The organism is Cupriavidus alkaliphilus (assembly GCF_900094595.1).
GTDB lineage: Bacteria > Pseudomonadota > Gammaproteobacteria > Burkholderiales > Burkholderiaceae > Cupriavidus > Cupriavidus alkaliphilus.
This window is the reverse complement of the sequence record NZ_FMAD01000020.1, coordinates 1-23,465: the sequence shown is the minus strand read 5'-3', so window position 1 is coordinate 23,465 and position 23,465 is coordinate 1. Positions and strand designations below refer to the sequence as shown.

At 70.0% G+C, this 23,465-nt stretch carries 21 protein-coding genes and 1 pseudogene; 14 read left to right on the top strand and 8 right to left on the bottom strand.

The window, feature by feature from the left end; all coding sequences use genetic code 11:
- The first annotated feature begins 176 nt into the window (after positions 1–176).
- The 4 genes from GA0116996_RS27465 to GA0116996_RS27450 all read left to right on the top strand — a co-directional run bounded on the left by GA0116996_RS27465 (position 177) and on the right by GA0116996_RS27450 (position 4,994).
- Positions 177–968 (top strand): TorF family putative porin, encoded by a 792-nt coding sequence (locus tag GA0116996_RS27465; RefSeq protein ID WP_092318169.1) that lies wholly within the window; start codon positions 177–179, stop codon positions 966–968.
- Between the two features lie 93 nt (positions 969–1,061).
- Positions 1,062–1,883, top strand: coding sequence for a class I SAM-dependent methyltransferase (locus GA0116996_RS27460; protein WP_092318166.1), 822 nt, complete (start codon positions 1,062–1,064; stop codon positions 1,881–1,883).
- 118 nt (positions 1,884–2,001) lie between these two features.
- Positions 2,002–3,249 carry an MgtC/SapB family protein gene (locus tag GA0116996_RS27455; protein ID WP_092318163.1) on the top strand — a complete coding sequence of 416 codons (1,248 nt, stop codon included), beginning with the start codon at positions 2,002–2,004 and terminating at the stop codon, positions 3,247–3,249.
- Positions 3,250–3,326: 77 nt separating this feature from the next.
- Entirely contained in the window at positions 3,327–4,994 is a 1,668-nt protein-coding gene (locus GA0116996_RS27450) for a c-type cytochrome (protein ID WP_092318160.1), read from the top strand.
- Between the two features lie 16 nt (positions 4,995–5,010).
- Here the strand turns inward: GA0116996_RS27450 and GA0116996_RS27445 are convergent, their stop codons facing one another.
- Genes GA0116996_RS27445 through GA0116996_RS27425 form a run of 5 tightly spaced genes read right to left on the bottom strand, consistent with a single transcriptional unit; the run spans position 5,011 to position 10,198 of the window.
- Positions 5,011–6,015 carry a nitroreductase family protein gene (locus GA0116996_RS27445; RefSeq protein ID WP_092318157.1) on the bottom strand — a complete coding sequence of 335 codons (1,005 nt, stop codon included), beginning with the start codon at positions 6,013–6,015 and terminating at the stop codon, positions 5,011–5,013.
- A gap of 4 nt (positions 6,016–6,019) precedes the next feature.
- Positions 6,020–7,129 (bottom strand): GNAT family N-acetyltransferase, encoded by a 1,110-nt coding sequence (locus tag GA0116996_RS27440; RefSeq protein WP_092318154.1) that lies wholly within the window; start codon positions 7,127–7,129, stop codon positions 6,020–6,022.
- Entirely contained in the window at positions 7,126–8,349 is a 1,224-nt protein-coding gene (locus GA0116996_RS27435; protein WP_092318151.1) for a hypothetical protein, read from the bottom strand. Before GA0116996_RS27435 ends, GA0116996_RS27440 begins: the two co-directional genes overlap by 4 nt.
- Positions 8,350–8,351: 2 nt before the next feature.
- Positions 8,352–9,236: a HesA/MoeB/ThiF family protein gene (locus GA0116996_RS27430; RefSeq protein ID WP_092318148.1), complete on the bottom strand. Its 885-nt coding sequence runs from the start codon at positions 9,234–9,236 to the stop codon at positions 8,352–8,354.
- Positions 9,233–10,198 (bottom strand): hypothetical protein, encoded by a 966-nt coding sequence (locus GA0116996_RS27425; protein WP_092318145.1) that lies wholly within the window; start codon positions 10,196–10,198, stop codon positions 9,233–9,235. Before GA0116996_RS27425 ends, GA0116996_RS27430 begins: the two co-directional genes overlap by 4 nt.
- Positions 10,199–10,520: 322 nt before the next feature.
- On the opposite strand from GA0116996_RS27425, the gene GA0116996_RS27420 reads away from it, so the two are divergent.
- A complete protein-coding gene (locus GA0116996_RS27420; RefSeq protein WP_092318142.1) occupies positions 10,521–10,748 on the top strand; it encodes a hypothetical protein in 228 nt (75 codons plus the stop codon).
- On the opposite strand, the gene GA0116996_RS27415 is transcribed toward GA0116996_RS27420, so the two are convergent.
- Complete coding sequence (locus tag GA0116996_RS27415; RefSeq protein ID WP_092318139.1) at positions 10,745–11,797, bottom strand: glycosyltransferase family 4 protein; 1,053 nt, start codon at positions 11,795–11,797, stop codon at positions 10,745–10,747. The genes GA0116996_RS27420 and GA0116996_RS27415 overlap by 4 nt on opposite strands.
- A gap of 357 nt (positions 11,798–12,154) precedes the next feature.
- Between GA0116996_RS27415 and GA0116996_RS27410 the strand changes: the two genes are divergently transcribed.
- The 3 genes from GA0116996_RS27410 to GA0116996_RS27400 all read left to right on the top strand — a co-directional run bounded on the left by GA0116996_RS27410 (position 12,155) and on the right by GA0116996_RS27400 (position 16,503).
- Complete coding sequence (locus GA0116996_RS27410; RefSeq protein ID WP_092318136.1) at positions 12,155–12,805, top strand: response regulator; 651 nt, start codon at positions 12,155–12,157, stop codon at positions 12,803–12,805.
- Positions 12,802–15,810 (top strand): hybrid sensor histidine kinase/response regulator, encoded by a 3,009-nt coding sequence (locus GA0116996_RS27405; RefSeq protein ID WP_092318133.1) that lies wholly within the window; start codon positions 12,802–12,804, stop codon positions 15,808–15,810. Before GA0116996_RS27410 ends, GA0116996_RS27405 begins: the two co-directional genes overlap by 4 nt.
- 285 nt (positions 15,811–16,095) lie before the next feature.
- Entirely contained in the window at positions 16,096–16,503 is a 408-nt protein-coding gene (locus GA0116996_RS27400; protein ID WP_165835236.1) for a YMGG-like glycine zipper-containing protein, read from the top strand.
- 70 nt (positions 16,504–16,573) lie between these two features.
- Here the strand turns inward: GA0116996_RS27400 and GA0116996_RS27395 are convergent, their stop codons facing one another.
- A complete protein-coding gene (locus GA0116996_RS27395; RefSeq protein WP_092318130.1) occupies positions 16,574–17,044 on the bottom strand; it encodes a hypothetical protein in 471 nt (156 codons plus the stop codon).
- Between the two features lie 276 nt (positions 17,045–17,320).
- Here GA0116996_RS27395 and GA0116996_RS27390 point away from each other — a divergent pair, with 276 nt between their 5' ends.
- The 6 genes from GA0116996_RS27390 (at position 17,321) to GA0116996_RS27365 (ending at position 23,267) form a co-directional block, all read left to right on the top strand.
- Entirely contained in the window at positions 17,321–17,662 is a 342-nt protein-coding gene (locus GA0116996_RS27390; protein WP_092318127.1) for a hypothetical protein, read from the top strand.
- Between the two features lie 52 nt (positions 17,663–17,714).
- A complete protein-coding gene (locus tag GA0116996_RS27385; RefSeq protein ID WP_092318124.1) occupies positions 17,715–18,209 on the top strand; it encodes a DUF3302 domain-containing protein in 495 nt (164 codons plus the stop codon).
- Positions 18,210–19,388 carry an HlyD family secretion protein gene (locus tag GA0116996_RS27380; RefSeq protein ID WP_092318122.1) on the top strand — a complete coding sequence of 393 codons (1,179 nt, stop codon included), beginning with the start codon at positions 18,210–18,212 and terminating at the stop codon, positions 19,386–19,388.
- 28 nt (positions 19,389–19,416) lie between these two features.
- Complete coding sequence (locus GA0116996_RS27375; protein WP_244160007.1) at positions 19,417–20,787, top strand: efflux transporter outer membrane subunit; 1,371 nt, start codon at positions 19,417–19,419, stop codon at positions 20,785–20,787.
- 215 nt (positions 20,788–21,002) lie between these two features.
- Entirely contained in the window at positions 21,003–22,139 is a 1,137-nt protein-coding gene (gene gcvT / locus GA0116996_RS27370; RefSeq protein ID WP_092318119.1) for a glycine cleavage system aminomethyltransferase GcvT, read from the top strand.
- 123 nt (positions 22,140–22,262) lie between these two features.
- Positions 22,263–23,267, top strand: a complete 1,005-nt coding sequence (locus tag GA0116996_RS27365) for a GlxA family transcriptional regulator (RefSeq protein WP_092318116.1) — start codon at positions 22,263–22,265, stop codon at positions 23,265–23,267.
- A 39-nt stretch (positions 23,268–23,306) separates the two neighbouring features.
- Here GA0116996_RS27365 and GA0116996_RS28155 read toward each other — a convergent pair.
- A pseudogene (locus GA0116996_RS28155) lies at positions 23,307–23,465 on the bottom strand (S-(hydroxymethyl)glutathione dehydrogenase); the annotation flags it as partial.

Below are 23,465 nucleotides of genomic sequence, written 5' to 3'. Positions count from 1 at the left end.
TCCGTCGCGGAAGCCTGTCGAGGCCATTCTCGCAAGATTCGCGCCTTGCGCGGACATGCGCATTTACCGCATTTCAATACGGTCACGGCGTCTCTTGACGCCGTTTTTATGTCGAAGTCCCTATCGTGGCGGGGCGTTCCGATGCGGACGCGCTCCTCAACCCGCTACCTTCGACCATGACCTTGCCTCGCATCTCCGCCGGCCGCCACGCCGCAACTGCCGCGCTGGCCGCCGCCGTGTGGCTGGCCAGCGCCACCCCCGTCCTGGCGCAAGCCCCCGCCGACGCGGCTGACGCCGCAGTCCACAGCTTCAGTGCCAACCTTGCGCTTGCCAGCGACTACCGCTACCGCGGCCTGAACCAAAGCAGCGGCCGCCCCGCGATCCAGGGCGGCTTCGACTACAGCCATGCCAGCGGCTTCTACCTCGGCAACTGGAACTCCAGCATCAGCTGGCTGGGCGACAGCCACCCGGACGTGTCCGCGCCGATCGAGATGGACTTCTACGGCGGCTACCGCCATGCATTTGGCGACAGCGGCTGGAACACCGACGTGGGCGTGCTGCAGTACTACTATCCCGGCAGCTATCCCGACCGCTACACCAGCCCCGACACCACCGAGCTGTACGCCGGCATCGGCTACGGCCCCGTGACGCTGAAATACTCCTACGCGCCGACCAACTTGTTCGGGCTGGCCGACAGCCGCCACAGCTGGTATGCCGACCTGTCGGCCAACGTTCCGCTCGGGTTCTGGGGCCTGACGTTGAATGCGCACGTGGGCTACCAGAAGGTGCAGGTGGCCGAGGCCTCGTACGCGGACTGGAAGCTTGGCCTGACCAAGGACCTGGGCCACGGCTTCGCGCTGGCGCTGGCGTATCTCGATACCAATGCCGACCGCGCCGTGTACACCAGCGCCAAGGGGCGCTACCTTGGCCGCGCCACCGTGTGGGGCTCGCTGAGCAAGACGTTCTAGCGGGCCCGGTTTACATTCGCCGCGATGTGTCCTACACCCAGTCAGGCGACCCCGGCGACTTCGCGGCCGGGCAGGCAAGGGGAGGACGGCGCCATGGGCATGCAGCAGCAGGACAAGGTCTTTGCCGGGGCGATTGCCGAGGTCTACGAGGCGCTGATGGTGCCGATGATCTTTGCGCCCTATGCCGCCGACCTGGGGCGGCGCATCGCCGCGCTGCGGCCGCGCCGGGTGCTGGAGTTGGCCGCCGGCACCGGGGCGCTGACGCGGGAGCTGGCCGGGCGCCTGCCGGCGGACACCCTGTTGGTCGCCACCGACCTCAATGCACCGATGCTGGCGCGCGCGCAAGCCGCGGGCACCGCGCGCCCGGTGCAGTGGCGCGAGGCCGACGCGATGCGGCTGCCGTTCGACGACGCCAGCTTCGACCTGGTCGCGTGCCAGTTCGGCGCGATGTTCTTCCCGGACAAGGGCAGGGCCTTCGCCGAGGCCCGCCGCGTGCTGGTGCCGGGCGGCACGCTGGTGTTCAACGTGTGGGACCGGATCGCGTTCAACGCCTTCGCCCGCGATATCACCGCGGCCCTTGCCACGCTGTTCCCCGAGGCGCCGCCCGATTTCATGGTCCGCATCCCGCACGGTTACCACAGCCAGGCCGCCATCGAGCAGGACCTGCGCACCGGCGGGTTCACGGCGGGCGCGGTGTTCGAGACCGTCACCGAGACCAGCCACGCAGCCGCCGCGCGCATCCCCGCCACGGCGTTCTGCCAGGGCACGCCGCTGCGCACCGAGCTGGAAGCGCGCGGCCCCGACGCCCTGGCGCGCGCGACCGGCCACTGCGAGCGGGCGCTGGTCCAGGCCTACGGCGACGGGCCGCTGGCCGGCCCGATGCAGGCGCACGTGGTCATGGTCACGGCGCCCTGAAGCCACATCAGGGCCTTTCACGGCCCGCCAGGGGGGTGCGCAAATCGCCGCCTGCACCGATACTGTCGTCACAGGCATCCGCCAGGCTTCACGGCGACCGCAATCCCGGGCATACGGCATGGACCCCTTGATCATTTCCGCATCGGTGGCATTGGGCATAGGACTGGCGATCGGGCTGGAGCGCGAGCGCAGCCAGGCGGCCGACGGCGGCAGCGAAGCGCCGGCCGGGCTGCGCACCTTCGCGCTGGCCAGCCTGGCGGGCGTGGCCAGCGCGATGCTGTCGTCGGCGCTGGTGCTGCCGGTGATGCTGCTGGGCGCGGCGCTGCTGGCGGCGGTGGGCTACCACCGCTCGGCCGGCCGCGACAGCGGCCTGACCACGGAATTCGCGCTGCTGCTGACCTTGCTGCTGGGCGCGCTGGCGGCGAGCCATCCGGCGCTGGCGGCGGCGCTGGCCACGGTGGTGGTGCTGTTGCTGCACGGCAAGTCCTTCCTGCACCACCTTGCCCGGCGCGAGGTCACGCGCGAGGAAATGAGCCAGGCGCTGATCCTGGCCACCGCCGCGCTGATCGTCTGGCCGCTGCTGCCGGACCGCTACATGGGCCCGCTCGACGCCTGGAACCCGCACGCGATCTGGCTGGTGGTGCTGCTGGTGCTGCTGGCCGGCGCGGTCGGGCACATCTGCGCGCGCGTGTTCGGCGACCGCCTGGGCCTGCCGATCTCGGGCCTGTTCGGCGGCTTCGTTTCCAGCACCGCCACCATTGCCGCGATGGCGGTGCTGTCGCGCCAGAGCGAGGCGCGCGTCCACGGTCCGGTGGCGGCGGCCTTGCTGTCGAGTGTCGCCACCTATGTGCAGATGCTGGTGCTGCTGGGCGCCACCAGCCTGTCCGCGCTGGCGGCGCTGGCGCTGCCGCTGGCCGCGGGGCTGGCGGTGATCGCGGCGTTTGGCGGCATCTGGCTGTGGCGCTCGTGGCATGAGGCCCGCGGCGGCACCGGGAGCGTGCCCGGCGGCGGGATCTTCGACTGGCGCGGCGCGGCGGTGTTCGCGCTGCTGTTTGCGGTGCTGCAACTGGTGGGCGCGGCCACGCAGGCATGGGCCGGCAACCAAGGGCTGCTGGCGCTTTCCGTAGGCGCCGGCTTTGCCGACGCGCATGCCGCGGCCACCTCGATCGGCGCCATGGTCGGCGCCGGCAAGCTGGCGCCGCCGGACGCGGTATGGCCGGTGCTGGGCGCGCTGACGGCCAATACCGTCAGCAAGATCGTCGCGTCGACGGCGGGCGGCGCGCGCTTTGCCGTGCCGGTCGCGCTCGGGCTGGTGCTGTCGACCGGCGCGACCTGGGCGGCGGCGTGGCTGCTGCGGCTGGCTTGAGGCCGGGGCGCATGGTCCGCTACCATCTGCGGGGGGCGCCGGGAGGTCCCGGCGCGCAGGCCCGGACGATCAGGACCATGCTGCTTGCACGCTTGCTTTCGCTGGGCCCGCTGGTGGGCCTGCTGCTGGGCCTGCTGTCGGGGTGCGACTTCCTGCGCGGCTATGCCGAAGGCGAATCCGCCGTGATGCGGGACTTCCGCGCCGGCAGCGCCCATGCCGATGCCGATGCCGCGATCGGCGCGATGCGCTTTGTCTTCGACGATTTCGGCGGCCTCAGCACCGACACGCTGGAAACCAATGCGCTGCCGTGGAAGCTGGCCACCGCGGCGCTGCTGGTCGCGGGCAATCCCGATGCACCGGTCACGCCGGAGCGCCTGCGCCGGGCGCTGCGCGAATTCGGCTTTATCTATCCCGACGCGGTCCTCAACTGGCCGGGCGCGCAGCAACCCCGCTTCGACAAGCCGCTGGGCGTGGTCAGCGGCATGATCGGCCGCGAGCTCCCCACGATCCGGCTGGAGGTGTCCAACCTGGGCTGCGCCGCCTGTCATGCCGGTGTCACCTACGGCGCCGACGGGCATCCCGCGCGCAACGTCTGGCTCGGGCTGCCGAATACCTCGCTCAACCTCGATGCCTTCGTCGCCGCGGTCTATCAGGCGGTCAAGCGCGTGCGCGCCGATCCACAGGCGCTGCTGGCGGCGATCACCCAGCTCTATCCCGACACCAGCGCGCAGGAGCTGCATACGCTGCGCAAGTTCGTCTGGCCGCGGCTGGTGAAGCGCGTGGCCGAACTGGAGGCGAATGGCGATGCGCCGCTGCCGTTCAGCAACGGGGCGCCCGGCAGCACCAACGGCGTCGCCGCGCTCAAGTTCCAGTTCCACCTGCTGGCCGCGGGGACGGCGGCCAGCGGCGCCACCTCGATTCCGGAGCTGGGCCAGCGCAACCTGCGCACCTCGCTGCTGTACGACGGCGTCTATGCCGGCAAGGGCATGGAGCGCTTCGGCCCGGCTCCGCCCGGGACGGCCGGCGATGCCGCGCGCCTCGCGCCGATCGTCGCCTTCTTTACCGTGCCGACCATGGGCATGCCGCCCGACCGGGCCGGCCGCGCGATCGCGCCGGTGGCGGACGTCATGCGCTTCCTGGCGGGCTACACGCCGCCGCCGTTCCCGGGCCCGGTCGACCTGGCCCGCGCCGCGCGCGGCCGCGCTGTCTATGCCGCAAGCTGCGCGCAATGCCACGGCCGCTACAGCGACGACGCGCACCGCCCGCGCCTGCTGAGCTTCCCCAACCGGCTGGTGGCGCAGGCCGACCTCGGCACCGACCCGACGCGCTGGCAAGCCATCGATGCGGATCTGTTGCGTGCGATCGCGCGCTCCGAGCTGGGCAAGCATATCGATGCCGCCAACACCGGCGGCTATGTCGCGCCTATCCTGTCCGGCCTGTGGGCCACGGCGCCCTACCTGCATAACGGCTCGGTGCCGACGCTGTGGCACCTGATGCATCCGCAGGCGCGGCCCGCGCGCTTCTGGGTCGGCGGGCATGCGCTCGACTACCGCATGCTGGGCATTGCCGGGCAGCCCGATGCGCAAGGTGACTGGGCCTACCCCGCGGGCTACCGGCCGTGGTCCGCGCCGATGTTCTACGACACCGCGACGCCCGGGCGCAGCAACCGCGGCCATGAGCGGGAGTTTTCGACGCTGGCGGAAGATGACAAGGACGCGCTGCTGGAATTCCTGAAACTGCTCTAGGCCAGGCCAGGCCAGGTCAGCCGTCGACGAGCAGTTCGTGCGCGGGCAGCCGCGCGCTCTGCGCCACGCCCGCCGGCGCCGGCCCGAAGCGCATCACGTTGACCAGCCGGTTGCCGCGCGGCAGCCGCTGGCTTTCCGCCAGCAGCGCCGCATGGCCGGGCGAATCGGCCAGTGCTGACATCGGCACGCCGGCCAGGCCGTGCGCGGTCATGGCCAGCCAGAACCGGTACCAGCGCCGGCCGATGTCGAAATTCGACACCTCCGGGCCGGCATGGATCAGCACGATCCCGGCGGCGCTGCGGATCTTCGCGCTCTCGGCGGCCAGCATGCCGGTCAGCGACAGCGCCGACAGCCACCGCACCACGCCGGGCCGCAGCACCATCGAGGCGCCCCAGGCTTCCCAGCGCGACAGCGCCATGCACGGCGCCGACAGGCCATCGCGCTGCCACTGCGGATGGTCCGGCGACAAGCGCAGCCAGCGGTACAGCTCGGCGGCAAAGCCCGGCACCTCGAATGCCGCCGCCGCGGCCTCGTCATACCATCGCGCGATCTCGGCGCTGCTGTGCTCGCCGGCGGGCATGACATGGGCCGAGTGCGCGGCAACGCATTGCGCCAGTGCCGTGCGCTGCGATGGGCTCGCGCCGCGGAATTTGCCCCGATACGCATGGCGCCGGTCGACCTGCACGGCCAGCGCATCGGCATGCGCGCCGGGCGCCATGGTGGCGGTGGCCGCGATCCGCAACGCCGGCGAGGTGCAGGGATACGGCAGGGGGCGCACCTCGGGCCGCGCCAGTCCCACACCGATGGCCGACAGCGCCATCGCCATGCCTTCCCACGCCATCCCCAGCGCAATCTGGTTGTCCCGTCCGGTGGGGTCTCCCACCGACAGCCAGCGGGCGGGATCCTCCAGCAGCGCCACCTGGTCGCCCGCAAAGCGCCAGCGCGCCGGCTGGATATTGTGCGCGCTGGGCGCGCGGCCGGCTTGTGCCACCAGGACAAGTTGCTGGGCGCGGGTAAGCATGTCGCTAGATCGCCTTCCTGAACAGGTTCAGCCGATGCAGCGGGCTGGCGCCGATCTTTTCCATCTGCCTGAGGCTGGCGCCGTTCGACTCCGAGATCCAGCTGACGCCCAGATGCGTGTAGCCGGCCCCGCGCAGCGCGGCCAGCAGGCGATGCAGCATCACGCCATTGACGCCAAGCCCGTGGAACTCCCGCCGTACCGAGAAAAAGACGATGGCCGCGCGCTTGCGGCCGGCACGGAAGCGGAGCAGGTGCCACAGCGTCGCCAGCTTCAGCCGGAAACCAGTGGCGCGCAGGAACGGATTGAGGTCCGGCACGCACAACAGCACGCCGACCGGCTCGCCGTTGCAGCTGGCGACATACGACAGCCGCTGGTCGATGATCCACATCATGCCGGCGCAGGGGTACAGGAATTCCTCTTCGGTCAGCGGCACGAACATCGGGTTGTCGGCAAAGCCGTCGTTCAGCACCGCGCAGGCCTGGCGCAGGCGTTGCTCGAAGCCGCGCCGGCGGATCGGCGTGAACTGCCAGGCGGGGTCGTCCAGCAGCGCGCGCTGCTTGTCCCCGATCAGTTGCTCCGGATCGCAGCCGCGCACGTCGAGTTCGAAGGTGCGCATCGGAAAGAACGGCTCGAAGCCGCATGCAACCAGCAGCCTGGCGATATGCGGGGGCGTGTATTCCTGGTAGGTGTAGGGCGCATGCGCGAAGCCATCGGTGACGATGCCGATCATCTGCGTGATGGTCAGGTTGAAGCTGCCGGCCAGTTCGTCGCAGCCCTGCCGCCTGGCCCAGTCCGCCGCCGCATCCAGCAGCGCCTGCGCCACCGCCACGTCGTCGATGCAGTCGAACAGGCCGAAATAGCCGCGCTGCTGCCCGAAGCGCTGGTTGGCGGCATCGTGGACATGCGCCAGGATCCGGCCCACGATGCGCCCCTCGCGATGCGCGGTGAACCAGGTGCGCCGTGCAAAATTCCGGAACAGCGGGTTCTTCGCCGCATCCAGCGCGCGCGCCAGGTCTCCTTTCATCGGCGAGACGAAATGCGTCGCGTGGCCATAGCAGGCAAACGGCGCTTCGAAGAACGCATCGAAATCGCCTTCGCGCAGGGTAAGCGTCATGCCGCCTCCCGCTGGCCGAGATGGCGCGCCAGCCGCAGGATCACCGCGGCGCGCAGCTCGCCGATGGCCGCGTTGGCGCCCTGCGGCAGGTTCAGCAGCACCACCTGCGCGGGCTGGCGCGTGACCAGCAGCGCATGCGTCATCTCGTGGCGCGCGAGCAGGTCTGCCAGCTGCTCCGCGGCCTCGACGCGATCGCCGGTCTCGTTTGCGGCCCATGCTCTTGCTTCGCCGATCGACACCGGCTCGCGCCGCCTGCCGGCGATCTCGAACAACACGTCCAGCGCATAGCCCGCCAGCTCGGCTTCGCCCAGCACCACGTGGTCGGCGGTCTGGGGCAGGCGCCTGAGCGAATGCAGGAAACCCTCCGGCGTATCGAGCCGGGCATGCAGCAGCCAGCGCAGGAAGGCACTGCCATCGCCCGCCAGCGACACCGCGCGCATGCGCACGAAGATCGCCGTCAGCAGCACCCAGGCCATGGCCACCGGCATGCCACGCAGGCCGGCCTCGGCAAAGCCCGGCCCGGTGCCGTGCGTGGCCAGCGCCATCACGCCGGCCAGCACCGTCGCGAACACCAGCGCGGCCGCCATATGCGCCAGCAGCCCGCGCACGACCCGCTGCGATTCCGACAGGTGCAGGAAGACATAGACGAACGCCAGCGCCCCCAGCGCGCCAAGGCGCACCGGCACCTGGCCCAGCTCTTCGCGGAAATCAGTAGCGGCAAGCGGCAGCGCCAGCACCACCACCACGACCACGGCGCGCGCCAGGCGCGCCTCGTTGGCCGACAGGTCGGCGTCGCGCAGCCACAGCAACAACCAGCCATTGCTGGCCGTGACCACGGCAAGGCCGCCCAGGAAGGCCAGCAGCAGCGGGGTATTGCCGGCCAGGTCCGTGAACAGGTTGAGGGTGAAGAACAGCGCCGACACGCCCAGCGCCAGCCCCTTCAGCCACAGCGGATGGTGCCGCCGCAACAGGCGTTCGGCGAACAGCGTCATCGCCAGCGGCAGCAGCGTGGCCGCGGCAAACACCAGTTGCGCCAGCCAGGTACTCCCGAACAGCCACGCAAAGCCTCGCACCGCCAGCAGCGCGGTCAGCACGCCGAACAGGAACAGACCCGTGCCGGCGCCGGCCTCGCGCCGGCTCCACAGGAAATGCAGGTAGAGCCCGCAGCCGGCCGCGCCGAGCCAGGTCACGGCCACATCGCTTGCCAGCGCATCAATCACCGTCAGCCCCCATCGCGCATCAGCCTTGCCATGAAGCGCCGCACCAGCGCGCGCACGGCCCATGCCGACAGCGGGTTGCGCGGTCGCTCGATGCGCATGCTCCAGGGATCGAAGAAATAGCCGCGGCAATCGGCCAGCCGCGGACGCCCCAGCACCAGCTTGATCGCTTCGAACGCCATCAGGTTGCCGGTGGCGATCACCATTGGCGCGAACGACATGCGCTTGCGCTTGCCGCTCAGCAGGTCCCTGGCGAGGTCCAGCTGGACATGGCGCACCGAGCTGGAATGGACCATCACGTATTCCAGCTCCTTGCCCAGGCACGCCTGCCGGAGTTCCGGCGTCAGCGCCTGCCAGTCCATGCCGGGTGTGGCATAGCCCAGCCGTTCCTCCGGCCGGGGATCGTGCGGGCGCACCACCGTGACCGAGGGCAGGGGAGAGGTATAGGCGTCGATCACGGTGGCGCCGTGCTCGCGCGCCTTGCGGTAGAGCGCAAGCCCCGCGGCGATGTCGTCCATGCCGTTGACCACGATCTTGTAGCGGCCCAGCAGGTCATCGAGATGGTCGGTCCACTCGGCGCCGAAGGTCTCGATGGCAAGCTCCGGGTTGATGCGGCGGATCTGCGCCACGGTGGCCTCGACCTTGTCCACCCCGACCGTGTCCAGGCTGGCGAAGACCTGCCGGTTCAGGTTCGACACGTCGAAGGCGTCGAAGTCCGCGAGCGCAAAACGGCCGATGCCGACGCGCGCCAGCGCCTGCAGGCAGGCCCCGCCCATGCCGCCGACACCGCAGACCAGCACCTGCGCCTGGCGCAGCTGCTTTTGCTCCGCCTCCGTGACGAAGCCGATATTGCGGGTGGTGAATTCCTCGTACGAGAACGGCGCCGTCATGGGCTCTTCCTTGCGCGCAGGTCGCCCATCGGCTCGCGCGGGTTCAGCCAGTGGAACAGCGGCAGGACGATGCGGCCCACCGCGAGAAACGCCACCTGGTACAGGATGGCGGGCAGGGAGTCGCGCGGCACTTCGCGCAGCAGGTATTTGCGCGCGCTGGCCAGGTCCAGGCAGGCAATCTGCAGGAAATCGTCGCCGCGCTGGTAGTCGAGTTCGCGCCGGCACAGTTCGTTGGCGCGCGCGTCGCGATGCTTTGGCGCGTCCTCGAAGGTCTTCTTCAGGTTGTCCGAGCCGCCGGTATAGGCATCGGTGATGACGAAGCGGGCCTCGTCGAAGCCCGCGGCCCGGTCGACGCCAAACACATGGCGGTGCGAGCGCATGATCTCGCGCGCCACGCTCAGGTGCTCGAAACTGCGGCGCGACGGCGCGAAGGGATTGGGGTAGGAGGAGACGAAGACCTCGGCCACCTTGCCGATGATCGCCGGCACCTGGGTCACGTTGCTGATCCAGATCGGGCGCAGGCCGCGGCGGAAAAACAGCAGGATGCAGGTCAGCCCGTACAGCACCCAGGACAGCCCCTGCGTGCGATACCCCGGATCCACCATCACCAGCCCGAGGTGGATCGCCTCCACCGGCCGGCCCCGCAGCTCGATCGGCATCACCGAGAGCGCATTGAAAGCGATGGCCCGGCCGCTGTCGCGGTCATACAGCAGGGTGATCACGGCCCGCCGCAGCCGATCCGGCTCCCCGGAGAGCACGCCGTAATCGAGGTCCTTGCCAATGCCACGCTGCACGATGCCGCGCAGCTCGGCCAGCATGGCGTCGAGCCGGGCGGGCTCCATCCACATGCCGGGCCGCTCGACCACCCGGATCCGCACCGTGCGGCTGGCGTTCAGGCTCAGGTCGAGGTAGCGCAGCCGCTGGCGCAGCCGTGGTTGGATACGCCCGAGGAGTTTAAGCATGCAGGTTTGGCGCGGTGCCTTGTTCTTGTATGGCCGGACGGCGGGGAGCGTGATGTGGAGGATATAACACCGCGTCGCCGGTGTCACGGCGGGGAGGCGAGCGAGGTGTGGGCCTGAAAATTCTGCAACGCCGACGCGGGACTTGCCTGATGCGACCGCAGTACCGGCCCCGATCGGCGCCGGCGTGCGGCCCTGCTTCGTGGAACGAAAGTTGCGTGGTTTTGGCTTCCCGCTGTCGGCGGCCCGCTTCGGCAATCTGGGCCGGCCCGCACGGGGGAACAAGTCCTCAGAACGACCGACGTGTCACGACAAGGAGTTGGCAATGAAACCAGGTTCGAGCGGTAAGACCGCAGGCAAGACCTCAGGCAAGACCGCTGGCAAGGCCGGCGCCGACAGGAAGAACCCGGGCGCGCGCATGGACCGCGAGGCCAGCGAGATCAAGAGCCGCAGCGCCGATCCGGGGCAAAGCAGCTATGGCGGCTTCCGCAACGAGGATCCGCGCCGGCAGCACCAGGCTGAATCCGGCAAGCCGAAGAAGCCCGCGCGCTAGTGTCGCGTGAAACCGGAGATGGCTTCGGCATAGCGGCGCACCACCGTCTGGCGCTGGTGATCGGCCAGGAACAGGCGCAGGCCTGGTTCGCTGCGGCGTGACTCGCCGGTGCAAACGGCCAGCATGGTTGCGCACAACGGGTCCACGCCGGGGTCCACCACCCAGCCGAAGCCGTCGACCGCCTCGGGCAGCCCGCCGCGACGCGTGACGATGACCTCGCAGCCGGCTGCCAGGCCTTCCAGGGCGACGATGCCGAAGGGCTCGTAGCCGATCGACGGCACCACCAGGCAGGCATGCTGCGCCAGCATGGTGGCCACCACCGCGGGCCGCTGCGCGCCGGCAAAGGTCACGGCCTCGGCGCACTCCAGTGTTGCCGCCAGCGCCACCAGCACTGCGTATTGCGGCCCGTCGCCGATCACCGTCAGGCGTACCTCGGGCCGCATCGCGCGCAGCTTGGCAAAGCTGCGCAGCAACAGGTCGCCCCCTTTCTCCGTGACCAACCGCCCGACAAAGGCGAAGGTGCCGGGCTGGCGCCGCGCGGCAGCCGGCTTGAACAGGTCGTCGCGATAGCCGTTGTGAATCACCAGCGGCTGGCCGGGCAGCCATCCGGCCAGGTACCGGCTGACGCAAATGTTGTGATAGAAGCGCGACATCCAGCGCTTGACGTTGCCCGCCGTGAACCGCCGCGTCTCGCCATAGTGGCTGTACGGGCCATGGTGCGTCAGCACGATGCGGCGCCGTAGCAGGGTGGCCAGCAACACGTCGTAGAAGGTCAGCCCGACGAACACGACCAGCGGGTGCCGCAGCATGGCGCGCGCCAGTTCGAGCACGCCCGCCACGCGCGTGACCGGATAGGGAAACGCCGGCGCGTCGTCCGCTGCCGCCGGCGTGCGCGTCGCCAGCTCGATCCGATAGCCCAGCTCGGTCAGTCCCAGCGCCAGGTCTTCGGCAAAGCGTTCCATGCCGCCCATCGAGGGATGGAACGGTGCGCTGAATATCAAAAGATCGGGCAGCGGCGGCGCGATGTCCGGGGGCTCGGGCTGGCTCATCCTCGTTGCGCTCCATGGCTTGCACAGCACAGGCCCCCGCTGGGGGACGGCGACGTTCAAGCATGCCGGCAGCCGGTGCCGCGTTCTGTTCGCTGCCGCACGGAGGACGGCCAGGGGGCTTGAGCGAGGCGCAGCCGAGCCGTCTGCGATGCGGGGCGCCGCCTGGGCGGTGGGACGAACGGTCAACTGCCTGTCCCCGATTGTCAAATTTCCTCGCTGGCAGGTTGGTAGAATCCTTGGCCCCATGCGGCCAGACGGCTCCTTGTCGCGACGCTGCGCCGCCGGGGCCGGCCCCCGTGATCCGCGCGGATAGTGTCCTCTGCGGATTCGCCCCGGCCGTATCGAGACATAACGCGCATGACCCCACGTACCTTTTCTGTCGTCATCGCCGACGATCACCCGGTCATCCAGCTCGCCGTCAAGAGCACCCTGAGTGCGGCCCCGGACCTGCACGTCTGCGCGACGTGCTCGTCGGGCAAGGAACTGTCCGCCGCGCTGGCCACGCATCGCCCCGACCTGATCGTCACCGACTTCACCATGGGGCGTTCCGAGGGCAATGACGACGGGCTGCGCCTGATGCAGCGGCTCAGGCAGTCCAGCCCCGCCACGCCGGTCGTTGTCTTTACGATGCTGACCAATGGCGGCCTGCTCACGCGCATCAGGGAGACGGGCGTCGCCGCGATCGTCGGTAAGAACGAGGATCCGGCCGTGCTGCGGCAGATCTGCCTCGACGCGCTGGCCGGCCACCGCCAGCGTCTGTCGCCGGCGATCGCCGGCCTGATGGCGCGCGCCGGCGCGCGCGCCGATGGCGTTGCGAGCCCGCTGTCGCCCAGGGAGATCGAGGTGGTGCGCATGTTCGCGGCGGGCAGCACCGTCACGGCGATCGCCGCCTACCTGCATCGGTCGCTGGCAACCGTCGCGACCCAGAAACGCTCGGCCATGCGCAAGCTGAACATCACCAGCAATGCCGACCTGGTCGCCTACGCGCGCGACCACGGCCTGGCATGACACCCAGCCCGTTCGAGCCGCCCGCGCCGGCGCCGCCGCCGGCAGACCTGCACGCCATTGAACGCAACCTGCAGCGCGAACGCCGGGTCTTTACGATGGTGGTGCTGCTACTGGCGCTGGTCGTGGTCGCCAGCGCCGCGGCAACCGTGCTGGTCCGGCTGAACGGCTCGTTGCGCGCCCAGGAGCAGGTGGCCCGGCTGTATGAGCAAGGCGTGGTCGATGCCTTGCTGGCACGCCGCAGCACGCTGGCAGCGAGCAACCTGATCCTGGAACTGCACGCCAGCGGCACATTTCCCGCCGTGCCGGGGCGCCCGGCCGGCCACCTGTGCAGGCGGGTCTCGCCGTCTTCGCCTGCGGACGCGGTGCTGCAGCGCAGTTGCGACCAGGCGGTCCGTACGCTGACGGCCGCCAGCCAGAAGCCGTCGATCGAGATGATCTCGCTGGCCAGCGGCGCCATGTACCGCTACGACGCGGCGGACCTGGCGCCAGCGGCCACACGGATGCCGCCCGCGGCGATCATCGCCGCGGTACTGCAGAGCTTCCGGGGCCGCGACCTCGACCTGCTGCAGGCGGCCAGGGAGAAGCGCGTGATCTGGAAGGGCATCCCGGCCGGCGCGGACGGGCATGAGCCGGAGATCATCGGCGCATCGCTGGTCGCGCGGGGCGACGCCCTCTACGCCATCGTGCTGACGCGCATGCCGCTGCGCGAGCTGCTGCGCCCGGCAGGGCCCAACCTGCCGATTCCCGAACCGATCGTCTTCGACAGTGGCGGCACGCCGCTGGTGGCAGCGGGTGCCCGTGCCGGCATGCAGCGCCTGGACCTGCGGCTGGCGCAGCAGCCGGACGGGCTGTTCCACTGGGTCCCGGACTATGGCTGGGCCTTGCGCCGCCCGCCGCTGGTGGCCGACTTCGGGCATCTGATCTTTGCGCTGCCGATCGGCCACCAGCTAGGGGAAATGGCGGGCGAGCTGAGCGTCGTCGGCCTCATCGCCGCCGCGCTGATCGGCTTGCTGCTTGCGATGTACCGCTACTGGAACTATCGCTTCCTCACCGGCACCTATGCCGAATCGGCGCGCGCGCAGCGGCTCCTGCACGAGGCGAAACTCGCCAGCGATGCGGCCGCCAGGGCCAGGGTGGCGTTCTTTGCGTCGATGAGCCATGAAATACGCACGCCGCTTGCGTCGCTGCTGGGCAACATGGAGCTGGTCGCGATGGGCGCGCTCGAACCGGCGCAGCGGGCGCGCGTCAGTGCCATGCAGATGTCGGCCGAGGGCCTGCTGCAGATCGTCAACGACGTGCTCGACTTCTCCCGCATCGATGTCGGCGCCTTCAGCCTTGCCGAGGAACCGGTATCGGTCACCGGGTTTTTCAGCCGGATCGCGCTCGCGCACGCGCCGCTGGCGGGGCAGCGCAAGCTGAGCTTCCTGGCGGTGTACGGCAGCGAGCTGCCCGCAAGCCTTGAACTCGACCCGTTGCGCGTGACCCAGATCGTCGGCAACCTGCTCGGCAATGCGTTCAAGTTCACGCCAGCGGGCAAGGTCGTGCTGCGCGCGCGGTGGGTGGACGAGCACCTGGAGATCGTCGTCTCCGACACCGGTATCGGCATACCCGAGGCATGCAAGGGGCGGCTGTTCCAGCCGTTCTCCCAGGTCGGCGACAACCGCGTCGGCCAGGCGCGCGGAACCGGGCTTGGCCTGTCGGTGTGCCTGCGGCTGGTGGAGCGGATGCAGGGCCATATCGCGCTGGACAGCATCCTGGGCGTGGGCACGCGGGTGACGGTGCGCCTGCCGCTGCGGGTGGCCGATGCGGCGCCGTCGCCGCGGCTGCGCCTGCCGCGCAACCGGACGCTGGTACTGGCGCGCGAGGCCGAATGCCTCGAAGGCCTGCTGAACCATTTCGACTGGGGCGCATGCCAGCCATCGGCGCGCGCGGACGTCGATGCGCCGGTGGAAGCCGACAGCCATGACTGCCTGCTGGTGGCCGATGGCTTCGATCCGATCGCAGTCATCGCCTGGTGGCCCAGGCCGGCCTCGATCGTCTGGCTGAAGCAGTCGGGGCCGCCCGTCGCCACCACCCGGCCAGACGGCGGCAGCGAGGTGTCCGCCTATAGCCTGACCGGCATCCACGCCGCCGTGGTGGCGGTGTTGACCAGGAAGCCGGCGTTGCCGCAAGCGGCAGACAGCCGGCCCGGCTTCGATGGAGCGGTGCGCGTGCCGGCGCCGCTGGCCGGACGCGTCGTGCTGGTCGCCGAAGACAACCTGCTCAACCGCAACCTGCTGCGCGACCAGCTTCTCGCCCTCGGCGCCAGCGTGATCGAGGCGGGCAACGGCAACGAGGCCATGGCCATGCTGCGACAACATGGCGATAGCGTGGACGCGGTCCTGACCGACATCGACATGCCGGTGATGAATGGCTTCGACCTGCTCAGCGAAATCAGGCGTGCCGGCATGCCGGTCCCGGTGTACGCCGTGAGCGCCAGCGCGCAACCCGACGATGTCGCGCGCGGGCAGGCGAGCGGGTTCAGCGGCTACCTGACCAAGCCGGTGTCTCTGGCCGCGCTCGCATCCGTCCTCGCCCGCGTCGGCGAGACGGCCACGGCGACGCAGCGGGAAGCCGGCGCACAGGCTGACACGCTGGCGGATGAGGCGCTGCCCGAACTGCCGGCGGTGCCCGGCGAATATGCCGAAGCCTTCCTTGCGCAGACCGGCGCTGACCTGGCGCAATGCGATGCGATCCGGGCCGCGCGCGACGTGCGTCGGCTGGCACGGCTGCTGCATCGCATCTCGGGCTCCCTGGCCGTGCTCGGCGGCTCGCAGCTGGCCGAGCTGTGCGCAGACCTGCACGACTATGCGGCGGAACAGGCAGACAAGGCAGACAAGGCGGACAAGGCGCATAAGGCGGAGTGGGACGACGAGATCGAACGCCAGTCCGCCTACATCGCGCAGCACCTGCGGCAGATGTGCGAGGCGCTGGTGGCCGGCCAGGCGGAGGCGCCGGTTTTCTAATTCCTGTGATGGTGATGGCTTTCCTGCACGGCGAACATTGAGGGGACAACTGACCGTCCCATCTTTGGAGGCACGCCTGGAGCACCAGGCAAGGCCTCGCTGGTCCGCCCCACCAGGGCGGCATCTTTTCGTTGAACAGGAGAGCTCATGAGGCATCGTCAAGACCTTGCCCCCGCCGCCAGAGCGGCATTCGATCGGATCGCCAGTGCGGCCTTGGTGCGGCTTGCCAGTGCGGCATTCGTTCTGACTGCGGGCGCCTTGCCTGGCACGGGCCAGGCGCAGGCCATGGTGCAGAAGCCCGTGGCCTATCCCGCCAGGGGGCAATCGGCCCCGGTGCAGGCCCGCGACGACAGCGCCTGCTATGGCTGGGCCAGGCAGCAGTCGGGCGTGGATCCGTACCGTGTCGCCAACGCGCCGGTGCCGGTCATCGTGCCCGGCGGCGAGCGGGTGAGAGGAGCCGCCGGTGGCGCTGCAGTCGGCGCGGTGGCAGGCGCGATCGGCGGTGATGCCGGCCAGGGGGCGGCCACGGGCGCGGCGATCGGTACCGTGGCCGGCGGCGTCGCGCATCGGCAGCACCGCCGCCAGGCGGCAGCGCTCAGTGCGCAGGCGCAGGCCGGCAACCACTGGATGTTGACGTCCTACTGGCAGGCGTGGGGCGCCTGCATGACCGGCCGCGGCTATTCGGTGCGATAGGCTGCGGCATGGCGGGCGGGCCGGTAGCGCCCGGCCCGCCACCGCGCGGCGGCGGCCACGCGATAGCGTGCTACAGGACGGCGCATGCCTCGGCGCTGCTGGCCAGCGTCATGCTGACCGGCGCGTCGCTGCGCAACAGTACGCACAGGTAGGCGCCGGCGAGATCCTCCGGACGCGGGTCTTCCTGCCACAGCGGTGGCGGTGGCACCGCGGCGGCGTGCCGCTTGCCCGCGGCGGCCGCGGCGCCGGGCGTGCCGGTGGCGGCATCGGTCCAGCTGACCTCGATCGCCTTGTCAGGCCGCTCGCCAGGAAAGCAGAACGACGGGGACGACTGCGAGTGGCGCGGCACCGGCCCGGTTTCGCAACGGCCGGCGCGCACGCCGGTCACGTCATGGCCGGTACGGTTGACAGCGACGAGCCGGGTCCAGGGCCACGGCTCCTGGAACGGGTGCAGGGTCTCGGCAGTGGGGATCGCGCATCCGGTCAGGGTGCTTGCGGCGGCGGCAATGACGCCGGCGCACATCAGGGAAACAGCATTCATGGTGGCAACGGGTTCACGCGGACCCGGACGGCACCCGGGTGTGTGCGAAGGCCGTCAGCGTATGCGCGGCCCGGGCGCGCGGCTATCACAGGACTTCGAATCCGCGCGGCAAGGCCAGGCCGCGGCGAACGTGTCGATCGCGCCCGTGCCGACTTTCTAATTCCTTTGATAGCCGGAGACGAAGCGCTGCCATAAGGTGTGCGCTCTGCCGGGACGCGGCTGGCGCTGCCGGTGCGCGTCGACGGCCACGCAAGGACTTCGGAGGAAACTGCAGAGATGATCGAGAACTGCCGATCGGCCGCCACGGCGACAGCCATTGCCCTGCTGGTCATGGCCGCGGGGCAAGCGCACGCCCAGCGCCCGGCCACGCCCGCGCAGCCCGCGGCCACGGATCCGCGGCCCGCGTGCACGGGAACCGGGCTTGCCGCGACGGCGGCGGCGTGCCGTGCCGCGGAAGATCCCGGCCGCAGCAAGTACAACCTGCTGTACGCCGACGATTCGCCGGAAGCCGAGGACACCGTGCCGCCGGCAGAACCCGCGCCCTCGGAGCAGCCGGCGCGACGCACGTCGCAGGACGCGCCCCGCGCCGGGTTGCACGGCGTCGTGGCCGGCTCCTAGGCCCATGCACGCGGCAGCGCCGCGCCCCCGTGTTCCATCCCATCGTTATGCCATGAAACTGCGACCACACCTGCTGGCGGGCATCGCCCTGCTGGCGTCGACTGAACCCGCCTTCGCCTCGCTGCTCAGCGGCAAGGCCCTCGAGACCGCCGCCAATGCCATCTCCTGGGTGGTGCTGGTATTCGTGCCGGCAGGCGCGATCTACCTGTTCTGGATGCTCCATATCTGGCCGGAGCGGATCGCGCAGCGCAAGCGCCATCCGCAGAAGGAGGCGATCCACGCGCTGTGCCTGCTCTCGCTGTTCTTCGGCGGGCTGCTGTGGCCGCTGGCCTGGCTCTGGGCGCATACCAAGCCGGTGTTCTACCGGGCCGCCTATGGCACCGACAAGGCACCGGAAGACAATGACGCCGCCGCGCAGGGTAACGGGGCATCGGCCTCCTGCAAGAGCCAGGACCGCACACGCGGCCCGGGCCGTGCCGCCGACACGCCGGCATCCGCGGCGCAGCCCGTCGCCAGCGCCATGCGCGCGCGCAAGGAGCCGATCTGAATGGACGCTCTGCTGCTTGCCGCCTACGCGCTGGTTGTATGGCTGATTTTCTTCAAGTTCAGGTGGCTGCCGTGGAACGCGACCGCGATGGTCATCGTGTTCACGATCCCGGTGGTCGCGCTGACGCTGATGGTCCTGACGCTCAACGTGGTCGCGCCGTCTTCCCATGATGTCCGCGTCGTCGGCAAGGTCCTGCAGGTGGTGCCACAGGTGCGCGGCCGCATCGTCGAGCTCCCGGCCGAAGGAAACCGGCGCTACAGGAAGGGCGATGTGCTGCTGCGCATCGACCCGACTCCGTATCAGGCCTCGGTCCGGCAGCTCGAGCGCCGGTTGATGGCGGACGACGCCGCGCTTGCCGAGGCGCAGGCGTCGGCGCGGCAGCTCGGCGAATCCGTGCGTGGCGCGGCCGGCAGGGTGAGCACGGTGACGGCCAGGCTGACACTGGCGCGCCAGCGGCTCAAGGAACAGGATGCGCTGCTCGCGGCCGGCGCCGGCGCGAAGTTCGAGCGCGACGAAGCGCTGTCGCGCCAGCGCGAACTGGAAGGCGAACTGGCCAGCGCGCAGGCCGCCGAGGACGAGGCCAGGCAGAAGCTGTCCGCCAAGAGCCAGGGCGAGTTCGCGGCCATCGCGACGGCGCGCGCCCGGCGCGCGGAAACCGAAGTCCTGCTGGAGCAGGCCAGGTGGGAGCTGGACCAGACCGTGTACCGCGCTCCCGCCGATGGCAAGGTCGTGAACCTGCAGGTGCGCGTGGGCACCATGCTGGTCCCGTTCCCGTTTTCGCCGGCCTTCAGCTTTGTCGAGGACCAGCAGGAGGTGCTCGCCTTCTACCGGCAGAACGAGCTCTACCAGGTCAAGGAAGGCGACCTCGCGGAGATTTTTCTGCCCACGCATCCGGGCCAGATCATCAAGGCGCGGGTCGACTCGATCGTCTGGGCGCAGTCGCAGGGGCAGGTGGCGCAGGGCGGCATGATCCCGAGCACGGGCACCGCCGACGCCGTGCCCAACCGGTTCGCGGTCAAGCTGGCGCTGCGCGACGAGTCGAGGCAACAGCTGCTCCCGGTGGGTGCCGTCGGCGCCGGCGCGATCTATACCGAACACCTGAAGATGTTCCATATCGTTCGGATGGTGTTCCTGCGCGTCAGCTCCAAGCTCAACTACCTGGTACTCAAACTTCACTAGAGGGATGCCTGTGTCGTCATACGCCAAGATGAGGGTTCCGGCCGCGCTGACGATGGCGGTCGCCATGCTCTGCGGCTGCGCCCTGCAGGCGCCGCCCGAAGGCGCCGACCTGCTGCGCCAGGCCGTGCCGGTGCTCGAAGGCCAGCCTGCCTGGGTCAACGATGCCGAGGCGGGCAACCCCGCCGACGGCTGGCTTGCCACCTTCGACGATGCCGAACTGCAGCGGCTGGTGCGCGAGGCCATCGCGCACAACGGCGACCTCCGGCTCGCCGAGGTACGGGTGCGGCAGGCGCAGGCGCTGGCCGCCATCGAGGGCAGCGGCCTGCTGCCCGATGCGGGCGTAAAGGGCAGGGCGGGCAATTCCGAGACCCAGCTCCTTTCCATCGGCGCAAGCTGGGAGATCGACCTGTGGGGACGCATCCGCGCGCAGGCGCGGGCCGGACAAGCCCGCTACGCCGCCGCCCGGGACGACCAGCTGTGGGCCCGGCGCGTCGTCGCCGCGGCCACGGCCCAGGCATGGTTCACGCTGATCCAGCACGCGCAACGCGAAGCGCGGCTGCGGCAAGGCGTTGCCATCCACGACCAGCTGTTGCGGATCGCCGGCCAGCGTGTTGCCATCGGCGCCGCGCCGGAGACCGAGCTGGCGCAGGCGCGCAATGCGCGCCGGTCGCAGGTCGATGCGCTGGAGTCGGCAAGGCTGGCCAGCAGCCAGGCCGCGCAGGCGCTGGAACTGCTGCTGGGGCGCTATCCGGCCGGCGAGATCGGCAGGATAGCGTCCGGGCGTGACCTGCCGCCCGTGCCCCCGGCGCCGCAAGCCGGGTTGCCGGCGGACCTGCTCGACCGCCGCCCGGACCTGAGCGCGGCCGCACACCAGGTTGCCGCGGCCTTCGACATGAGGCAGTCGGCGCAAGCGGCGCGCCTGCCGCGCATTGCCATCAGCGCGGCCATTACCGATATCCGCAGCGACGTATTCCTGCTCAACCAGGCCGGCAGCACGGTCAAGGGACTGAACGGCTCGTTCTTCGCGCCGCTCTTCAGCGGCGGCGAACTCAAGGCCCGGGCCGACTACTACAGCGCCGAACAAAAGGCCGCCCTGATCGCCTATGGCAACAAGGCCCTGGGGGCGCTGGGCGAGGTCGAAGCGGGACTGCGGGCCGAATCCAGCCATGCCGTGCGCACCCGGCAACTGCAGGACCGGGTTGCCGAAAGCCGGGAGCTGGTGCGGCGCGCGGAAGCCCGTGCCGGGATAGGCGCGTCCGACATGCGCGGCGTGCTGAAGCAGCGCCAGTCATTGCTGGCGGCCGAGATCGACTGCATCGATGCGCACGGCCGGCATCTGCAGCAGCGGATTGCGCTGCTGCTGGCGCTGGGCGGGGACTGGAGCGCGGCGGCGGGCTGACTTGCCGTTTTGCGGCCGGGCGCGGCCTGGCGCAGGCGTCCCATGCGCATGCCGCCTTTGTTCTATCCGGTCGCCAGGCGATCTGATGTACTGGCACGCAACGTCGCCGCTGCCGCAAGCCGATGCGCGCAACCGGCAAGCGTGGTGCGACGGACCAGGCCGATGGCCGCGCTCCCGATTGCCCAATTGCCCAATTACCCACCGGCCCCAACGCGATGACGAAAAGTCCCCCGCAGTGGCAGTCCACGCCGCTGTACGATCAGCACCTGCTGCTGCGCGCCCGCATGGGCGACGTCGATGGCTGGAAGCTCCCGCTTGCCTACGGATCCCAGATCGAAGAGCACCATGCCGTGCGCAAGGACGCAGGCATGTTCGACCTGTCGCATCTGTGCGTGGCGGACCTGCAGGGTCCGGATGCGCGAATGATGCTTGGCAGGCTCCTGTCCAATGATGTCGGCAAGCTGAAGACGCCGGGCAAGGCCCTGTATAGCTGCATGCTCGACACTTCGGGCGGCGTGATCGACGACCTCGTGGTCTACTACCTCGGGCCGCAGCATTACCGCGCCGTCCTGAACGCGTGCACGGCCGCTGGTGACATCGCATGGATCCGCGCCAGGATCCATGAGGCCAGGGCCGAGGTGACCGTGGTGCCGCGACGGCCGGATTGCGCCACGGCAGGGGTCGAGCCGCTGGCGGTCATCGCCGTGCAGGGCCCGAGGGCCCGCGAAAAAGTCATCCGGGCAATTCCGGCCACCCGCCACGCCGAAACGCTGAAGCCGTTCAACTCCACCTTCGTGCGCGACCCGGAAGCCGGCGAACTGATGGTGGCGAGGACCGGGAAGACCGGCGAGGATGGTTTCGAACTGATGGTGGCGGCAAGGCATGCCGGCCGCCTCTGGGACCGGTTGCATTCGGCAGGAATCGTTGCGGCAGGCCACGAGGCTTGGGATACGCTGCGGCTCGAGGCGGGCGTGCATCGGCACGGGCACGACCTTGACGTCCATACCTCGCCGCTCGATGCAGGCCTGGGCTGGAGCGTGGATCTCGATTCCGGCCGGGATTTCTGCGGCAGGTCTGCCGTGCGCGCGCGTGGCCAGACGCAGCAGTTCGTCGGACTCGCGCTGGAAGGCAGCGGCGCGGTCCCGCCAGCGCACAGCACGGTGAGCAGCGAGGAGGGCGCGGTGATCGGCAAGGTCACCAGCGCCACCTATAGTCCGACGCTGGGCTTCGCCATCGCGCTGGCGCGGGTAGCGCCCGGGGTCAGGATCGGCGATCGCGTCACGGTGGAGGTCTACCGCAACCGGATCGTGGCGCAAGTCGTGCGCACACCGTTCGTGCGGGGCGCAAGCTGATCGGGGGGGCTGAGGGCTGCAGCCTTGCATTGCGGTCGGGGTGCGGTTCGCGGATTCGATAGAATCGGCGTCCGACCAGCGCCGCAAGGCGCCTTTGCCGCCCCTCCCGCGTCGCTGCGCGCCATGAAGACCAAGACTACTGTAGACATCGTCATCTATCCCGGATTCAAGGCCGTCGAAGCGGTCGGCGCCATCAATGTCTTCGATTACGCCAACACCCGGCTGCGGCAGCTCGGCTGCGAGCCGAAATACGAGCTGCGCCTGGTCGCGCCGCGCGCCGGCGCGATCCGCTCCGACACGCTGGTATCGCTCGAGGCCACGCACGCGCTCGCTGGCCTGGCGCCCGCGGACGTGGTGGTGGTCGTCGGCGCACGCGACATCGTCAACGTGCTGGGCGCGTGCGGCGACATCGTCAGCTGGTGCCGGACCCAGGCCGGCCGGCTGCGGACCATCGTGGGCCTGTGCTCGGGCAGCTTCTTCCTTGCCGAGGCCGGCCTGCTCGCGGGCCGGCGCGCGGCCACGCACTGGAGCGTGGCGGAGTTGATGCGGCAGCGGTATCCCGGGGTCCGGGTGGATGCCGATGCCATCTTCGTGCGCGATGCGCATATCTGGACTTCGGCCGGCGTGACCGCGGTGTTCGACCTGGTGCTTGCCATGGTCGAGGAGGACCTCGGGCGCGACATCGCGCTGTCGGTGGCGCGGGATCTGGTGGTCTACCTGAAGCGGCCGGGCGGTCAATCACAGTTCAGTGAACACCTGCTCAGCCAGATGACGGGGCATCCGCGCGTGCGCGATATCCAGGACTATATCCACCGCATGCCCAAGGCGGATCTCTCGGTGCAGGTGCTGGCGCAGCGCTTTGCGATGAGCCAGCGCAATTTTTCCCGGGTATTCCTGAAGGAAACCGGGCATACGCCGTCGGCCTACGTGGAGCAGACCCGGCTCGATGCGGCGCGGCGGCTGCTGGAAGACAGTGCGCAGCCGCTGAAGTGGATCGCAGCCGAGAGCGGCTTTGGCTCGGAGGCCAAGCTCAGGCAAGCGTTCCAGCGGCGGCTCCAGGTCACGCCGGGCGCCTATCGGGAGCGCTTTGCCAGCACCGGCGTCGATGACGCCGCCGGGGCGGGCTGAGGCGGAGCGCCGCCGCCCCGCGTTGCCGTCAGGCCGGGCTCAGTACAACACCACCGAGCGGATCGACTCGCCGCGCTTCATCAGGTCGAAGCCCTCGTTGATGCGCTCCAGCGGCAGCGTGTGCGTGATCAGGTCGTCGATATTGAGCTTGCCTTCCATGTACCAGTCGACGATCTTGGGCACGTCGGTGCGGCCGCG

Coding starts and splice junctions, on each gene's coding strand:
- GA0116996_RS27465 (WP_092318169.1), top strand. CDS start 177: ATGACCTTGCCTCGCATCTCCGCCGGCCGCCACGCCGCAACTGCCGCG.
- GA0116996_RS27460 (WP_092318166.1), top strand. CDS start 1,062: ATGGGCATGCAGCAGCAGGACAAGGTCTTTGCCGGGGCGATTGCCGAG.
- GA0116996_RS27455 (WP_092318163.1), top strand. CDS start 2,002: ATGGACCCCTTGATCATTTCCGCATCGGTGGCATTGGGCATAGGACTG.
- GA0116996_RS27450 (WP_092318160.1), top strand. CDS start 3,327: ATGCTGCTTGCACGCTTGCTTTCGCTGGGCCCGCTGGTGGGCCTGCTG.
- GA0116996_RS27445 (WP_092318157.1), bottom strand. CDS start 6,015: ATGCTTACCCGCGCCCAGCAACTTGTCCTGGTGGCACAAGCCGGCCGC.
- GA0116996_RS27440 (WP_092318154.1), bottom strand. CDS start 7,129: ATGACGCTTACCCTGCGCGAAGGCGATTTCGATGCGTTCTTCGAAGCG.
- GA0116996_RS27430 (WP_092318148.1), bottom strand. CDS start 9,236: ATGACGGCGCCGTTCTCGTACGAGGAATTCACCACCCGCAATATCGGC.
- GA0116996_RS27425 (WP_092318145.1), bottom strand. CDS start 10,198: ATGCTTAAACTCCTCGGGCGTATCCAACCACGGCTGCGCCAGCGGCTG.
- GA0116996_RS27420 (WP_092318142.1), top strand. CDS start 10,521: ATGAAACCAGGTTCGAGCGGTAAGACCGCAGGCAAGACCTCAGGCAAG.
- GA0116996_RS27415 (WP_092318139.1), bottom strand. CDS start 11,797: ATGAGCCAGCCCGAGCCCCCGGACATCGCGCCGCCGCTGCCCGATCTT.
- GA0116996_RS27410 (WP_092318136.1), top strand. CDS start 12,155: ATGACCCCACGTACCTTTTCTGTCGTCATCGCCGACGATCACCCGGTC.
- GA0116996_RS27405 (WP_092318133.1), top strand. CDS start 12,802: ATGACACCCAGCCCGTTCGAGCCGCCCGCGCCGGCGCCGCCGCCGGCA.
- GA0116996_RS27400 (WP_165835236.1), top strand. CDS start 16,096: ATGGTGCAGAAGCCCGTGGCCTATCCCGCCAGGGGGCAATCGGCCCCG.
- GA0116996_RS27395 (WP_092318130.1), bottom strand. CDS start 17,044: ATGAATGCTGTTTCCCTGATGTGCGCCGGCGTCATTGCCGCCGCCGCA.
- GA0116996_RS27390 (WP_092318127.1), top strand. CDS start 17,321: ATGATCGAGAACTGCCGATCGGCCGCCACGGCGACAGCCATTGCCCTG.
- GA0116996_RS27385 (WP_092318124.1), top strand. CDS start 17,715: ATGAAACTGCGACCACACCTGCTGGCGGGCATCGCCCTGCTGGCGTCG.
- GA0116996_RS27380 (WP_092318122.1), top strand. CDS start 18,210: ATGGACGCTCTGCTGCTTGCCGCCTACGCGCTGGTTGTATGGCTGATT.
- GA0116996_RS27375 (WP_244160007.1), top strand. CDS start 19,417: ATGAGGGTTCCGGCCGCGCTGACGATGGCGGTCGCCATGCTCTGCGGC.
- gcvT (WP_092318119.1), top strand. CDS start 21,003: ATGACGAAAAGTCCCCCGCAGTGGCAGTCCACGCCGCTGTACGATCAG.
- GA0116996_RS27365 (WP_092318116.1), top strand. CDS start 22,263: ATGAAGACCAAGACTACTGTAGACATCGTCATCTATCCCGGATTCAAG.